The organism is Burkholderia ubonensis (assembly GCF_001718695.1).
In the GTDB taxonomy this organism is placed as follows: domain Bacteria; phylum Pseudomonadota; class Gammaproteobacteria; order Burkholderiales; family Burkholderiaceae; genus Burkholderia; species Burkholderia ubonensis_B.
In genome coordinates, this window is record NZ_CP013420.1 from 2351623 (window position 1) to 2366846 (window position 15224).

Annotated in this window: 9 protein-coding genes and 1 pseudogene; 3 read left to right on the plus strand and 7 right to left on the minus strand. The window is 70.0% G+C overall.

The annotated features are described in order from the left end of the window. Nucleotides 1–19: 19 nt before the first annotated feature. Nucleotides 20–451: a Cd(II)/Pb(II)-responsive transcriptional regulator gene (gene cadR / locus WJ35_RS10790; RefSeq protein ID WP_059770430.1), complete on the plus strand. Its 432-nt coding sequence runs from the start codon at nt 20–22 to the stop codon at nt 449–451. Nucleotides 452–519: 68 nt separating this feature from the next. After that, the gene (locus WJ35_RS10795; RefSeq protein ID WP_069239139.1) at nt 520–1092 is read left to right on the plus strand and encodes a PadR family transcriptional regulator; all 573 of its coding nucleotides are present in this window, start codon (nt 520–522) and stop codon (nt 1090–1092) included. A gap of 29 nt (nt 1093–1121) precedes the next feature. On the opposite strand, the gene WJ35_RS10800 is transcribed toward WJ35_RS10795, so the two are convergent. The 4 genes from WJ35_RS10800 to WJ35_RS10815 form a co-directional block, all read right to left on the minus strand. Then, nucleotides 1122–2564, minus strand: a complete 1443-nt coding sequence (locus WJ35_RS10800; protein WP_069239140.1) for an FAD-binding oxidoreductase — start codon at nt 2562–2564, stop codon at nt 1122–1124. A gap of 12 nt (nt 2565–2576) precedes the next feature. Next, nucleotides 2577–3359, minus strand: coding sequence for an ABC transporter substrate-binding protein (locus WJ35_RS10805; RefSeq protein ID WP_069239141.1), 783 nt, complete (start codon nt 3357–3359; stop codon nt 2577–2579). A gap of 28 nt (nt 3360–3387) precedes the next feature. Then, complete coding sequence (locus WJ35_RS10810; protein WP_060231170.1) at nt 3388–4542, minus strand: pyridoxal phosphate-dependent aminotransferase; 1155 nt, start codon at nt 4540–4542, stop codon at nt 3388–3390. Nucleotides 4543–4744: 202 nt separating this feature from the next. Beyond that, entirely contained in the window at nt 4745–5407 is a 663-nt protein-coding gene (locus tag WJ35_RS10815) for a TetR/AcrR family transcriptional regulator (RefSeq protein ID WP_060231167.1), read from the minus strand. A 54-nt stretch (nt 5408–5461) separates the two neighbouring features. Between WJ35_RS10815 and WJ35_RS10820 the strand changes: the two genes are divergently transcribed. Next, the gene (locus WJ35_RS10820; RefSeq protein WP_069239142.1) at nt 5462–7114 is read left to right on the plus strand and encodes an isovaleryl-CoA dehydrogenase; all 1653 of its coding nucleotides are present in this window, start codon (nt 5462–5464) and stop codon (nt 7112–7114) included. A gap of 120 nt (nt 7115–7234) precedes the next feature. Here the strand turns inward: WJ35_RS10820 and WJ35_RS10825 are convergent, their stop codons facing one another. The 3 genes and pseudogenes from WJ35_RS10825 to WJ35_RS10835 form a co-directional block, all read right to left on the minus strand. Continuing rightward, on the minus strand, nt 7235–8374 hold the full coding sequence (locus WJ35_RS10825; RefSeq protein WP_010093087.1) for a branched-chain amino acid ABC transporter substrate-binding protein: 1140 nt from the start codon (nt 8372–8374) through the stop codon (nt 7235–7237). A gap of 8 nt (nt 8375–8382) precedes the next feature. After that, entirely contained in the window at nt 8383–12399 is a 4017-nt protein-coding gene (putA, locus tag WJ35_RS10830; RefSeq protein WP_420480890.1) for a trifunctional transcriptional regulator/proline dehydrogenase/L-glutamate gamma-semialdehyde dehydrogenase, read from the minus strand. Nucleotides 12400–12662: 263 nt separating this feature from the next. Beyond that, nucleotides 12663–14943, minus strand: a pseudogene (locus WJ35_RS10835) (primosomal protein N'). Nucleotides 14944–15224 lie beyond the last annotated feature (281 nt).

Here is a 15224-nt window from a genome sequence, read left to right on the forward strand (position 1 = left end):
CCTTCGACAGGAGAAAAGTATGAAGATCGGCGAACTGGCCAAGGCGGCGCGCTGCACGCCCGAGACGATCCGCTTCTACGAGAAGGAGGGTCTGATGCCCGATGCGGAGCGCACCGACGCGAACTACCGGAACTACACGGAAACCCATGTCGAACGGCTGCGCTTCATCCGCAACTGCCGCGCGCTCGACATGGCGCACGACGAGATCCGCGCGCTGCTGCGCCTCACCGATACGCCCGGCGATCGCTGCGATTCGATCAATGCGCTGCTCGATGAACACATCGGGCACGTCGACGCGCGGCTGGCCGAACTGACGCATCTGCGCGACCAGCTGACCGAATTGCGCCGCCAATGCGTGGGCGAGCACTCGGTCGAGGACTGCGGGATCGTGCAGGGGCTCGCGACGATGGAGACGGTTGCGCCGGCCGCGAAACGCACGCACCTCGGCTGAAGCCCTTGTCGGATCTGATAGTTTACCCAATACTAGTCATGTCATGACTAGATATAGATGAACTACCCATGCCGGTCAGCCGCCCGTCACCGCTCGCCCTCGCCGTGCTGGCGACCCTCACCGAAACGCCGATGCATCCGTACGGGATGCTGCAGCAACTCAAATCGCGCGGCCACGACGAAGTCGTCAACGTGCGGCAGCGCACGAGCCTGTACCAGACGATCGACCGCCTGCTGCGCGACGGCCTGATCGCCGTGCACGACACCGAGCGCGACGGCGCGTTTCCGGAACGCACGCGCTACGAACTCACCGATGCCGGGCGCGCCGCCGGGGAGGCGTGGCTGCGCGCGCAGCTCGCGGAGCCCGCGCGCGAGTTTCCGGCGTTCGGCGCCGGGCTCGCGTTCCTGCCGCTGCTCGACGCCGACGACGCCCGTCAGCAGCTCGAGCGCCGCATCGCCGCGCTCGAAGCCGAACGCGCGCGCGTCGAATCGCTGCGCAACGCCGCGCAGGCCGACCAGGTGCCGCGCCTGTTCCTGCTGCATAACGAGCATGCGCTCGTGCTGCTCGACGCCGAGCTCGGCTGGGTGCGCAGCGTCGTCGACCACCTGCGGATCGGCGCGCTGCGCTGGGTCGACGGCTGATCGAACCCGGGCCGGCGCCGCGCCGCCCGTCAAAGCACCTTGCCGGGATTCAGGATGTGATGCGGATCGAGCGCGTCCTTCAGCCGGCGCATCAGGCCGATTTCCGCGTCGCTGCGCGTGCAGCCGAGATACGGACGCTTCAGCACGCCGATCCCGTGCTCGGCGGAAATCGAGCCGCCCATCGCCTGCACGACGTCATAGACGACCCGATCCAGTTCGTCGCCGGTCGCGGCGCCGTGCGCCGCGAGCGACACGCCGATATGCACGTTGCCGTCGCCGACGTGCCCGAAGAACAGGCACACGGCCGCCGGCCAGCGCGCGCGCAGCGCCGCCTCGCAGCGCTCGGCGAACGCGCCGAGCTCGCCCGTCGGCAGGCTCACGTCGAAGTTGACGAGATTCGGCAGCGCATCGATCGCGAGCCCTTCGCGCAGCGTCCACATGTCGCGCGCCTGCCGCTCCGACGTCGCGAGCGCCGCGTCGTCGACAAGGCCCGCGTCGAAGCAGTCGGCGAGGCACGTCTCCAGCGCGTGTCGCGCATCGCCACCCGGCGCGCTCGTCGCGCATTCGATCAGCACCGCGAAGCCGTCGTCGGCCGCGAACGGCGCGACGACCCCGGGCGTGTGTTCGGCGACATACCGGTAGAACGCCGGCCACATCGCCTCGAAGCTGACCACCTCGGGCAGCGCGCGCACGCGGTTCCACAGCCCGACCACCGCGTCGTAGCCGGCAACCCGGCACAGCGCGGTCGCGGGCGCCGCCAGTTGCGGATGCAGCCGCAGCACCGCGCGCGTGATCACGCCGAGCGTGCCTTCGCTGCCGATGAACAGCTGCTTCAGGTCGTAGCCGGCGTTGTTCTTCAGCATCCGGTTCATCGACGACACGACGGTGCCGTCCGCGAGCACCGCCTCGAGCCCGAGCACCTGCTCGCGCATCATCCCGTAGCGGATCGCACGCGTGCCGCCCGCGTTGGTCGCGAGCGCGCCGCCGATCTGGCACGACCCGCGCGCACCGAGGTCGACGCCGAACGTGAAGCCCGCCGCTTCGGCCGCCTCCTGCACGGTCTGCAGCGGCGTGCCGGCGCGCACCGTGATCGTGCCGGCGGCGGCGTCGAGCGACTCGACGCCCGCGAACCGCTCCATCGACAGCACCACCTCGCCGCCGAGCGCCACCGCGCCGCGCGCCAGCCCGGTCAGCCCGCCCTGCGGCACGACCGGCTGCCCGAGCCGCGCGCACAACGCGAGCGCGCGCGACACGTCGTCAACGCTGCGCGCTCGCACCAGCGCGCGCGGCCGCACGCCGGGCGGCTCGTTGTACGCGGTGAAAAAGCGCGGCTCGATGTCGGCCGAGCGCGTGACGAGGCCATCATCCAGCGCATCGCCCAGCGCGGCGGCGAGCGCCGCGGCGAGCGCGTCGTCCGCCTGCGGCGGCACGCCAGGGCCGTCCGGCACGCCGGCCGCGGGCAGGCTCTGCATCGTCCGCACCGCTTACTTGGCGGAGATGTCGATGTCGCCGAAGTACTTCCGGCCCAGCGTCTTGACCGTGCCGTCGGCCTTCAGCTTGTCGATCGCGGCGTTCAGCTTCGCCTTCAGCGCGTCGTCGCCCTTGCGCAGGCCGAACGCGATGCCGTTGCCGAGAATCCGGTCGTCGCGCACCGGCTGCCCGGCGAACGAGAAGTCCTTGCCGTCCGGGCGCGACAGGAAGCCGCGCTGGCCGGACGGCGCGAGCACCAGCGTCGCGTCGACGCGGCCCGCCACGAGATCCGCGTACGCCTGGTTCTGGTCCTGGTACGCGACCACCGACACGCCGGCCGGCTCCCAGTGCGCCTTCGCATAGGTTTCCTGGATCGACGCCTGCAGCACGCCGACCCGCTTGCCCTTCAGCGATTCCGGCGTCGGCTGCAAGCCGCTGCCGTTGCGCGCGATCAGCTGCGTCGGCACGCGGTAGATGATCGTCGTGAAGTCGATCGCCTGGCGCCGCTGCTCGGTCGCGTTCATCGCCGAGTTGATCGCGTCGAACTTGCGGCCCTGCAGCGCGGGAATCAGCCCGTCGAACGACGTCTCGACCCATTTGCACGACAGCTTCGCGGTCTGGCAGACCGCATTGCCGACGTCGATGTCGAAGCCCTGCAGGTCGCCGTTCGGCGCCTTCGATTCGAACGGCGGATATTGGGCCTCGAGGCCGAAGCGCAGCGTCTGCTGCCCGTCGGCGCACGCCGCGCCGGAGCCGAACGCGCAGGCGAGCGCGAGCCAGAGTTTCAGGTGTTTCATCAGGTTTTCCTCGTCGACCGGAGTGATGTCATATGCCGCGCAACCGGCGCGCGCCTTCGATCAGCGTCGCGTCGTCCTTCGAAAAGCTGAGCCGGATCACGCCGGCGTCGGTGCCGTCGGTGTAGAACGCCGACAGCGGAATCGTCGCGACGCGCGCATCGCGGATCAGGCGCAGCACGAAATCGCTGTCGTGCTCGTCGGAGAAATGCCGGAACCGCGCGAGCATGAAGAACGAGCCTTCGCTCGGCAGCAGCTCGAAGCGCGACCCGGCCAGCTCGCGCGCGAGCAGGTCGCGCTTGGCCTGGTAGAACGCCGACAGGCCGAGATAGCTGTCGGGCTGCGCGAGCATCTCCGCGAACGCAATCTGCATCGGCGTGTCGGCCGAGAACATCATGAACTGGTGCACCTTGCGGATCTCGTCCATCAGCTCGGCCGGCGCGAGACAGTAGCCGACCCGCCAGCCGGTCACGTGGAACGACTTGCCGAACGACGACACGATCACGCTGCGCTCGGCCAGCTCGCGATGCCGCGCCATGCTCTGGTGCGGCGCGCCGTCGAACACGACGTGCTCGTAGACCTCGTCGGACAGGATCACGATGTCGGTGTCGCGCGTGAGCTGCGCGAGGCGCGCGACGTCCGCTTCGGAGAACACCGTCGCGGTCGGGTTGTGCGGCGTGTTGACGATGATCATCCGCGTGCGCGGCGTGATCGCCGCGGCCACCTCGTCCCAGTCGACGCGGAAGTGCTCGGGCGACAGCTTGATCGCGACCGGCGTCGCGCCCTGCATCCGCACGATCGGCGCATAGCTGTCGAACGAAGGCTCGAAATAGATCACTTCGTCGCCCGGATGCACGAGCGCGCTGATCGTCGCGTACAGCCCCTCGCTCGCGCTCGCGATCACCGTGACCTCGGTGGCCGGGTCGTAGCGGGTGCCATAGAGCGCCTCGGTCTTCTCGGCCAGCCGCTCGCGCAGCGGCGCGACGCCGGCCATCGGGGCGTACTGGTTGTGCCCGTCGCGCATCGCGCGCGCGACGCCTTCGACGAGCGCCGGATCGGGCGCGAAATTCGGCGCGCCCTGCGACAGGTTCAGCGCATCGTGCTGCGCGGCGAGCTGGCCGATCACGGTGAAGATCGTCGTCCCGACGTCCGGCAGCTTCGAACGGGGCGCGGTGGCGCTTCGCATGACTCCTCCTGGTTGTATCGCTGTCGGACGCGGCGGGCGCGTCCGGATCGTTCAACCGATTTAGCCGCAGCCAATATCGCGCGGCAATCGAAAGATAGTCATGGCAGCCATGCATTCAGGTCATGACACACATCGCGCCAGGTTCAATTTTTGGAGGATTGGGGGTTCCCGTCATGCAATGAAGGCATTTCGCGGGCAGGCGTCAACCGCCGGACGCCCCCGGCACGGCGGCCAGGTAGGCCTGCAGCGCCGCGTGCAGTTCGTCGCGCAGCGCGGCGGCGCCTGGCGCGGGCCCGCGCGTCAGCAGCGACTGCGACACCCATCCGTAGCACAGCGAATGCGCGAGCCGCGCGACCTCGCCGAGCCGTTCTGCCGGCGGCGGATCGGCCGCGTGCGCGAGCGCGTCGCGCCACAGTTCGACGTAGCCGTCATAATGACGCCGGTACGCGGCGAGCGGCGACACCTGCCGCTCGAGCGCGAACAGCGCGGTCCATAGCCCGGCGTCCGCAATCACGACGTCGACCTGCAGCGCGACGAACGCGGCGGCAACTTCGGCGCGCGGCCGGCCGCGCAATGCCTGCGCCGCGGCGCGCAACTGGTCGGCCATCGCCTGCACGCGCCGGTGGATGCACAGCGCCGCGAGGCTCTGCTTGTCGGCGAAATACTCGTAGAACGTGCCCACGCTCACGCCCGCCACCGCCGCGATCTCGCGGATCGTCGCCTTCGCATAGCCGCGCTCGAGCAAAAGCTGAACGAACGCCTGCTGCAGCGCATCGGAGCTCGCCTGCGCGCGCGGCTGGCGCGGCCGGCGGCGCAGCGCGGGCCGGGGCTGCGGCGCCGGAACCTGAACATGTCGCGGCGGCATATTTGCTACTCTGGAATCAGGACAAGACGAAGCCCCGGATGAGGAGACACATCGATGACAGGCCCGACGCACGCAGTCTCGAACCAGTTCGACGAACTCGTCGACTATAACCTCTTCACGACCGACGCCGCGCTGCGCGAGGCGCTCGCGCGCGCCGGGGCCGGCTGGGCCGCGCCGCAGCTCGACGCGTACGGCGCCCGGCTCGGCAGCGCCGACACCGCGCAGCTCGCCGACGACGCGAACCACTATCCGCCGGAACTGCACGCATTCGACCGGCGCGGCCGGCGCATCGACCGCGTCGAGTTCCATCCGGCCTGGCACGCGCTGCTCGGCCTGTATCGCGCCGAAGGCTTCGTGTCGCTCGCGTTCCGCGACACGCGGCCCGGCCGCTGGGCGGCGACCGCCGCCGGCTTCTACCTGCACGGCCAGATCGAGGCCGGCACGCTGTGCCCGGCGACGATGACGCAGGCCGCGATCCCCGTGCTGCAGAAGGAGCCCGCGCTGTGGGAGATGCTGCGCGACAAGCTCTACAGCGACGTCTACGACCCGCGCGACGTGCCGGTCGCGGACAAGCGCTCGATCTGGATCGGCATGGGCATGACCGAGAAACAGGGCGGCTCCGACGTGCGCGCGAACACGACGCTCGCGACGCCGGCCGGCGCGGGCGGCCGCGGCGGCGAATACCGGCTGCGCGGCCACAAGTGGTTCTTCTCCGCGCCGATGTGCGACGCGCACCTCGTCGTCGCGCGCACCGACGCCGGCGGCCCGTCGTGCTTCTACGTGCCGCGCTGGCGGCCCGACGGCACGAAGAACGCGGTCGAGATCCAGCGCCTGAAGAACAAGGTCGGCAACCGCAGCAACTCGAGCAGCGAGATCGAGCTCGACGATGCGTGGGGCATCATGCTCGGCGACGAAGGCCGCGGCATCCCGACCATCATCGAGATGGCGACCTATACGCGCCTGAACTGCGTGCTCGGCAGCGCGGCGATGCTGCGCCAGGGCGTCGTGCAGGCGATCGCGTACACACGGCAGCGCCATGCGTTCGGCCGCGCGCTCGCCGAGCAGCCGCTGATGCGCACGGTGCTCGCCGATCTCGCGCTCGAAAGCGAGGCCGCGCTCGCGCTGGCGATGCGGCTCGCCGCCGCGTTCGAACGCGACGACACGCCGCGCGAGCGCGCGTGGAAGCGGATCGTCACGCCCGCCGCGAAGTTCTGGGTCTGCAAGCGCGCGGTCGAGCTGACCGGCGAAGTGATGGAAGTGTTCGGCGGCAACGGCTACGTCGACGACGGCCCGATCGCGCGGCTGTTCCGCGAAGCACCCGTCAACTCGATCTGGGAAGGCTCCGGCAACGTGATGTGCCTCGACGTCCTGCGCGCGGTGTCGCGCGAACCCGACGCGGCGGCCGCGCTGCTCGCCGAGCTGACGGAGCTGGGCGCGGGCGAGCCGCGCATCCGCGCCGCGCTCGACGCGCTGCGCGTGATGCTCGCCGCGCCGCCCGATACGCTCGAAGCGTCCGGCCGCCTGTTCGCGCAGCGGCTCGCGCTGGTGGCGCAGGCCTGCCTGCTCACACGCGATGCGCCAGCCGCGGTGGCCGACGCGTTCGTCGCGACGCGGCTCGCCGAGCCGGCGTGGGGCCGCATCGCGGGCGGCTTCGATCCGCGTGCGATGGATGTCGCGGCGTTGCTGGAGCGTGCGTACCGCGCCTGACGTCGCCGCAGTACCCGCCAACCCGCCAACAAAAAAGCCGCCGGGCCCGAAGGCCCGACGGCTTTCCCGCAGGATGCGCGACGCGACGCCGTTCGGCGCCGCCCGCGATCAGCATCGGGCTTACTTGCCGCCGATGCTCTTCAGCGGCTTCCACTCGCCCTTCTCGACCTTGTACATCGTGATGCCGCCGTTCTTCAGGTCGCCCTTCGCGTCGTACGCGAGGTGGGTCGACGTGACGCCGGCCATGTCGGTCTTCGCGAGCAGCGGCAGGTACTTCGCCGGATCGGTCGAGTTCGCCTTCTTCATCGCGTTGAACAGCGCCATCGCGCCGTCGTACGAGTACGGCGAATAGGTCTGCACGTCCTCGCCGAAGCGCTTCTTGTACTTGTCGGCGTACGACTTGCCGCCGGGCATCTCGTCGAGCGGCAGGCCCGCGAGCGAAGCGATCGTGCCGTCGGCCGCGTCACCCGCGATCTTCAGGAACGTCGGCGTCTTCACCATTTCGCCGCCCATCAGCGGCGCCTTGAAGCCCAGCGCCTTCATCTGCTTGACCATCGGCGCCGCCTGCGAATCCGCGCCGCCGTAGTAGACGATGTCCGGCTGCGCCGCCTTCAGCTTCGTCAGGATCGCCTTGAAGTCGACCGCCTTGTCGTTCGTGAATTCGCGCAGCACGATCGTCGCGCCGGCGGCCTTCGCCGCCTTCTCGAACTGGTCGGCGAGACCCTGGCCGTAAGCGGTGCGGTCGTCGACGATCGCGATCTTCTTCAGGCCGAGATCCTTCGCGACGAACGTGCCCGCCACCGAGCCCTGCTGCGTGTCGGACGTCATCATGCGGAAGGTCGTCTTGTAGCCCTGCTGCGTGTATTCCGGCGCGGTCGCCATCGCGATCTGCGGAATGCCCGCGTTCGCGTAGATGCGCGAGGCCGGAATCGTCGTGCCCGAGTTGAAGTGGCCGAGCATGCCCTTGATGCCGTCGTCGACGAGCTTCTGCGCGACCGTCGTGCCCGTGCGCGGGTCGGCCTGGTCGTCCTGCGTGTCGAGCACGAACTTCACCGGCTTGCCGCCGATCACCGGCTTGGTCGCGTTGAAATCCTCGATCGCGAGCACGATGCCGTTCTGCATATCCTTGCCGTAATGCGCCTGCGCACCCGTCATCGGCCCTGCGTAGCCGACCTTCACGTCATCCGCATGCGCAGTCCCCGCCAGCGACATGACCGCAACGAACGTCGCGCCTGCCAGCTTTTTCATCGTGTGTTGCATAGCTTCTCCTAGGTACCAGGTGTAAATGGAGCGGCTTCGGGATCGCCTTGCCGCTTCCTTTTCTTGATCCGAACGGCAAGGATGTTCAGCCGATCGTCATCAAATTCGCATTGCCGCCCGCCGCCGCGGTGTTCACGCTGACCGAGCGCTCCGTCAGCAGGCGCTCGAGCGCGTAGTCTTCCGCGTCGCCGTTCTCGAACGCGCCCGCCGACACGCCCTGCACCGACACGATCGGGCCCGGCCGCTGCGCGACTTCCTTCACCAGCGTCTGCAACTCGTCGCTGTCGCCTTCGAACAGCACCGCGTCGAACGCCGCGTCGGCCTGCTTGCGCACGCCCGCATGCGCCTTCAGCGCCGCCGGCAGCGCGGCGAAGAGCGCCTCGCCCGCCGCGCCCGCGAAGAGCGCACGGTTGGCCGTAGCGAGCACCGCCGCGAACTGCGCGCGCGCGCCGCTCGGCGTCGCCGCGACGCACAGCACCGTGCCGCGCGGGCCGAGTGTATACGTGTTGCGCTCGCCCGTCGGGCCGGTCAGCACCGCGGTCGCGCCCGCCGGCACCTGTGCGAGGTAGCCGTCGCAACGCGCCGCCAGCGTCGGCTCGCGCTGCTCGATCAGCCAGTCGCGCAGCGCCGTCAGCGTCGCCGCGGGGTTCTCGCGCTGCTCGCCTTCGGCGACGTCGTCCGCGACCAGCATGCCGGCGAGCGAGCGCGGCAGGCCGGACGGACGCGTCGCGAGCAGGCGCTGCAGGTACAGCGCGCCGCCCGCCTTCGGGCCCGTGCCCGACAGCCCTTCGCCGCCGAACGGCTGCACGCCGACCACCGCGCCGATCACGTTGCGGTTCACGTAGATGTTGCCGACGTGCGCGCGCTCGCTCGATCACGTGCGCGATCGTCTCGTCGATCCGCGTGTGGATGCCGAGCGTCAGGCCATAGCCGGTCGCGCGGATCTGCTCGAGCAGCTTGTCCAGCGCGCTGCGGCGATAGCGCACGACGTGCAGCACCGGGCCGAACACCTCGCGCTTGAGCTCGTCGACGCTGCCGATCTCGATCAGCGTCGGCGGCACGAACGTGCCGTGCGCGCAGGCTTCCGGCATCGGCATCTGCGTGACCGCGTGGCCCTTGTCCTTCATCGCCGCGACGTGCGCGTCGATCGTCTGCTTCGCTTCGGCGTCGATCACCGGGCCGACGTCGGTCGACAGGCGGTCCGGGTTGCCGAGCGCGAGCTCCTGCATCGCGCCTTTCAGCATCGTCAGCGTGCGGTCCGCGACATCGTCCTGCAAACACAGAACGCGCAGCGCCGAACACCGTTGACCGGCGGAATCGAACGACGACTGCATCACGTCCGCGACGACCTGCTCGGCAAGCGCCGACGAATCGACGATCATCGCGTTCTGGCCGCCCGTCTCGGCGATCAGCGGGATCGGCTTGCCGTCCGGATCGAGGCGCGCCGACAGCGTCTTGTTGATCAGGCGCGCGACTTCGGTCGAGCCGGTGAACATCACCGCGCGGGTGCGCGCGTCGGCGACGAGCGCCGCACCGACCGTCTCGCCGGTGCCCGGCAGCAGTTGCACCGCGCCGGCCGGCACGCCGGCCTCGCGCAGGATGCGCACCGCTTGCGCGGCGATCAGCGGGGTCTGCTCGGCCGGCTTCGCGAGCACCGTGTTGCCGGCGGCGAGCGCTGCCGCCACCTGGCCCATGAAGATCGCGAGCGGGAAGTTCCACGGGCTGATGCAGACCACGGGGCCGAGCGGACGATGCGTGTCGTTCGAGAATTCGTCGCGGATCTGCGCGGCGTAGTAGCGCAGGAAATCGACCGCTTCACGGATTTCCGCGATCGCGTTCGGCAGCGACTTGCCCGCTTCGCGCACGATCAGGCCCATCAGCGTGTGCATCTGCGCTTCGAGCAGGTCGGCCGCGCGTGCGAGGCAGTCGGCGCGCGCGTCGACCGGAGTCGCCTGCCAGATCGGCGCGGCGGCCACCGCATGCGCGAGCGCGGCGCTCACGTGCTCGGCGCTCGCTTCGCTGACCGCGCCGACGACGTCGCGATGGTCGGCCGGGTTGCGCACGTCGCGGGCCGGCGCGTCGGCGACCGCGTCGTCGGCGAGCATCGGCGCGGCGCGCCACGGATGATGCGCGCTCGCGAGCAGCGCGGACGACAGCGACGCGAGGCGGTGCTCGTTCGACAGGTCGAGGCCCATCGAGTTGAAGCGCTCGTCGCCGTACAGGTTGCGCGGCAGCGGGATCTTCGCGTGCGGCGCGCCGAGCGGCACGACCTTCAGCGCTTCCTCGACCGGATCGGCGACCAGCTCCTTCACCGACACGGTCTTGTCGGCGATGCGGTTCACGAACGACGTGTTCGCGCCGTTCTCCAGCAGGCGGCGCACGAGGTACGCGAGCAGCGTCTCGTGCGTGCCGACCGGCGCGTACACGCGGCACGGGCGGTTCAGCTTGTCGCGGCCGGTGACTTCCTCGTACAGCGGCTCGCCCATCCCGTGCAGGCACTGGAATTCGTACTGGCCCGGGTAGTAGTTCTGGCCCGCGAGCTGGTAGATCGCCGCGAGCGTGTACGCGTTGTGCGTCGCGAACTGCGGATAGACCGCGTCCGGCGCCGCGAGCAGCTTCTTCGCGCACGCGAGGTACGACACGTCCGTGTAGATCTTGCGCGTGTAGACCGGATAGCCTTCCAGGCCGTCGACCTGCGCGCGCTTGATCTCGGTATCCCAGTACGCGCCCTTCACGAGGCGGATCATCAGGCGGTGACGGCTGCGGCGCGCGAGATCGATCAGGTAGTCGATCACGAACGGGCAGCGCTTCTGGTAGCCCTGCACGACGAAGCCGATGCCGTTCCAGCCGGCCAGCTCCGGATCGAAGCACAGCGCCTCGAGCAGGTCGAGCGACAGCTCGAGGCGGTCCGCTTCCTCCGCGTCGATGTTCAGGCCGATGTCGTAGCGGCGCGCGAGCAGCGCGAGCGCGCGCACGCGCGGCAGCAGCTCGGTCATCGTGCGCTCCTGCTGCGAGCGCGAGTAGCGCGCATGCAGCGCCGACAGCTTGATCGAGATGCCGGGGCCTTCGTAGATGCCGCGGCCGCCGGCCGCCTTGCCGATCGCGTGGATCGCCTGCTCGTACGACGCGTAGTAGCGCTGCGCGTCCTCTTCGGTCGTCGCCGCTTCGCCGAGCATGTCGTACGAGTAGCGGAAGCCGCGCGCTTCGTACTTGCGGCTGTTCGCGAGCGCTTCGGAGATCGTCTCGCCGGTCACGAACTGCTCGCCCATCAGGCGCATCGCCATGTCGACGCCCTTGCGGATCAGCGGCTCGCCGCCCTTGCCGATCAGGCGCGTGAGCGCCGACGACAGGCCCGCTTCGCTGTTCGTCGTGACGAGCTTGCCGGTGATCATCAGCCCCCAGGTCGCCGCGTTGACGAACAGCGACGGCGCGTGGCCGACGTGCGAGCGCCAGTCGCCCTTGCTGATCTTGTCGCGGATCAGCGCGTCGCGGGTCGCGCGGTCGGGAATGCGCAGCAGCGCTTCCGCGAGACACATCAGCGCGACGCCTTCCTGGCTCGACAGCGAGAATTCGTGGATCAGCCCTTCGACGCCGCCGCCCGAGCTCTTCTCGCGCAGCGCCTCGACGAGCTGCGTCGCGAGCGCCTGCACGTCCGCCTGCAGGTTCGCGGGCAGCCGCGCCTGGCCGACCAGGAACGGCACGCATTCCGGCTCGGGGCGGCGGTACGCGGCGGTGATCGCCGCGCGCAGCACCGATTGCGGCTGCACGTTCTGCGCGAACTCGAGGAACGGGTGCGGCGAGTTGTCGTCGTCGCCGCCTTCGCCGGCGTGGCTGTCGGCCAGCTCGGTCACGCCGCTGTGGCCGGCCAGCTCCGGCGGCAGCTGGCCGTGCTCGATGCGTTCGAGATACGCGAAGATCGCCTGCTTGATCAGCCAGTGGGGAGTGCGTTCGAGCCGCGTCGCCGCGTCTTTCAGGCGCGAGCGGAGCAGATCGTCGACTTTGACGCCAAGGGTGGTGCTTGCCATGATGGATTCGTGCGCCGGACGAAAGCCGGCCAGTGACGTGAGAGGATGCGCGAAATCCTACGGCACACAATAAAAAGGTGCAACCAAATTGCAAGCAGGGTTGCACCTCAAACTTATCCAATATAATCAGTGGTTTATGCTGTCGCAACCTAGGGGTTGCCCGCGCCGCGGGGATCGGTATTTTCCCTGATCCGCGGCGTGCGGACGCGCGCCGGTCGCGCAAGCCCCCTACCGCGCGCATGAAAGCAGGTTGCGCCGGCCCATCAGATATCCAGCGGATCGACCTCGACGCTCCACCTCAGCACGCCCTTCAGCGCGCGCAGCTCGAATGAATTGCCACGCGCGCAGCGCGTGCTGCAGCGCCGCCCGCGACGCGCTTTCGAGCAGCAGCTGCGCGCGATGCACGTTCGCGACCTTGACGATCGTCATCGGCACCGCGTCGTAGACGGTCACGCGGTCCGCGCCGGGCAGCCCCGGCAGCGCCGCCGCGGCCCGCTGCAGGAATTCGAGCGCCGCGTCGAGCGTGCGCCCTTCGGCGCGCAGCAGCGCCTGGTAGACGAACGGCGGCAGATGCGCGTCGCGGCGCTCGCCGAGCGTCGAATTCGCGAAGCCGACGTAATCGTGCCGCGCGAGCGCGTGGTACAGCGCGTGGCGCGGATAGCGCGTCTGCACGAGCACGTCGCCCGGCAGCCCGGCGCGGCCCGCGCGGCCGCTCACCTGCATCAGCTGCGCGAACAGCCGCTCGCTCGCGCGGAAGTCGTGCGAGAACAGCGCGGTATCGGCGTTGAGCACGCCGACGAGCGACACGCGCTGGAAATCGTGCCCTTTCGCGATCATCTGCGTGCCGACCAGGATGTCGACCTCGCCCGCGTGCACGTCCGAGAACAGCGCCTGCGCGCTGCCCTTGCGGCGCGTGCTGTCCGCGTCGATCCGCAATACGCGCGCGCCGGGCACCGCCTCGACGAGCGCTTCCTCGATGCGCTGCGTGCCGCGGCCGAGCGGCGCGATGTCGACGTTGCCGCATTCGGGGCACGAGCGCGGGATGCGCGCCTCCCAGCCGCAGTGGTGGCAGCGCAGCGCATGCTCGGGCTTGTGCAGCACGACGTATGCGCTGCAGCGCGGGCAGCCGGCCACCCAGCCGCACGCGTCGCACGCGAGCTGCGGCGCGTAGCCGCGCCGGTTCAGGAACACGAGGCTCTGCTCGCCGCGCTCGAGCCGCGCCTTCAGCGCTGCGACGAGCGGCCCGGACAGCCCGCCCATCGACGCCCGCCCGCGCCGCCGCTCCTCTTCGAGGTCGATCAGCCGCACGCTCGGCAGCACCGCGTCGGCCACCGCGCGCCGCGACAGCGTGAGCTTCGTATAGCGCCCCTGCTCGGCCTGCCACCAGCTTTCGAGCGACGGCGTCGCGGAGCCGAGCACGACCGGGATGCCGAGCTGCTTCGCGCGCCAGACCGCGAGGTCGCGCGCCGAATAGCGCAGCCCTTCCTGCTGCTTGTAGGCCGGCTCGTGCTCCTCGTCGACGACGATCAGCGCGAGCGCCGGCAGCGACGCGAGCACCGCGAGGCGCGTGCCGAGCACGATCCGCGCACGGCCCGTGTGCGCGGCCAGCCAGTTGCGCGCGCGCTCGCCTTCGGCGAGGCCGCTGTGCAGCGTGACGATCGCTTCAGGCGCGAGCGTGCCGGCAAAGCGCGCGCGAAACGCCGCCTCGAACTGCGGCGTCAGGTTGATTTCGGGGACGAGCACGAGCGCCTGCGCGTCAGGCCGCGCGCCCAGCAGCGACGCGAGCGCGTGCAGGTAGACCTCGGTCTTGCCGCTGCCGGTCACGCCGTGCAGCAGGAACGGCGCGAACCCCTGCGCGGCGCGGATCGCGTCGAGCGCCTCGGCCTGCTGGTCGGTCAGCGGCGGCGGCACGGTTCGCGCACCGCCTTGTCCACCCATTGTCGACAGGTTATCCACAGGCTTGGGCACAGGGTTGTCCGCCCAGCCGATTTCGTCGACCTCGACCCAGCCTTGCGCGGCCCAGTCGTCGAGCGTCGCCGCCGCCTTCGGATGCAGCGCACGCGCGTCGGGCAGGCTCAGCGACTCGGCGTCGGCGAGCGCCTGGGCCAGCCGCCGCAGCGCCGCCGCACGCGCAGGCAACGCATCCGGCAGCGCGGCACGGCCGGCGTCCGACAGCCGATAGCGGATCTCCGGCGCCAGCAGCCGGCCCCAGCGTCCGGCGTCGCGCAGCGCCTGCGGCAGCGCCGGCAGCGCGACCTCGCCGCGGCCGCGCTGGTAGTAGTCGGCGGCGAACGCGACGAGCGCGAGCCAGTCGGCGGACAGAGGCGGCAGGTCCGCGCAGATCGCGTCGACCGCGCGCAGCCGCGACGGCGGCACGTCGGTGTGAGTCGTCACTTCGCAAACGAGCCCGACCGCCTGCCGCTTGCCGAACGGCACCTGCACGAGCGTGCCGGGCCCGGGCGCCGGCTGCGCGTCGCAACGGTAATCGAACAGGGTCGCGAGCGGATGGTCGAGCGCCACCCGCAGATAGGTGCCGTCGGTCACGGGCCTCCCGTGAGCGTGCGAGCGATCCGGGTTCCGCCCCTCAATACGGGGGCGGCGGCGGCAAACTTAAAGTAAAACTTCAGATTCGTCGCTAAGTTTTGGATTCGCATTAGGAATCGCCGTATACCCTGACCGGCCTGTGGATAACTTTGTTGAGAACTTGCCTTTCACCGCGCCCGGAGCGCGTCGGGCCGAGCCTGCCGCTGCTTTTGCCGATTCGGAACCGGGGCCCGCGAAGCCTTATTCCATAAGGCTGCTATTCAAATTCTCAGACCATAGCG

What these genes read in the sequence shown, in the direction of transcription:
- WJ35_RS10820 (WP_069239142.1), top strand. Translation starts at nt 5,462, where the DNA reads ATGACAGGCCCGACGCACGCAGTCTCGAACCAGTTCGACGAACTCGTC.
- WJ35_RS10825 (WP_010093087.1), bottom strand. Translation starts at nt 8,374, where the DNA reads ATGCAACACACGATGAAAAAGCTGGCAGGCGCGACGTTCGTTGCGGTC.
- WJ35_RS10810 (WP_060231170.1), bottom strand. Translation starts at nt 4,542, where the DNA reads ATGCGAAGCGCCACCGCGCCCCGTTCGAAGCTGCCGGACGTCGGGACG.
- putA (WP_420480890.1), bottom strand. Translation starts at nt 12,399, where the DNA reads ATGGCAAGCACCACCCTTGGCGTCAAAGTCGACGATCTGCTCCGCTCG.
- WJ35_RS10800 (WP_069239140.1), bottom strand. Translation starts at nt 2,564, where the DNA reads ATGCAGAGCCTGCCCGCGGCCGGCGTGCCGGACGGCCCTGGCGTGCCG.
- WJ35_RS10815 (WP_060231167.1), bottom strand. Translation starts at nt 5,407, where the DNA reads ATGCCGCCGCGACATGTTCAGGTTCCGGCGCCGCAGCCCCGGCCCGCG.
- WJ35_RS10795 (WP_069239139.1), top strand. Translation starts at nt 520, where the DNA reads ATGCCGGTCAGCCGCCCGTCACCGCTCGCCCTCGCCGTGCTGGCGACC.
- cadR (WP_059770430.1), top strand. Translation starts at nt 20, where the DNA reads ATGAAGATCGGCGAACTGGCCAAGGCGGCGCGCTGCACGCCCGAGACG.
- WJ35_RS10805 (WP_069239141.1), bottom strand. Translation starts at nt 3,359, where the DNA reads ATGAAACACCTGAAACTCTGGCTCGCGCTCGCCTGCGCGTTCGGCTCC.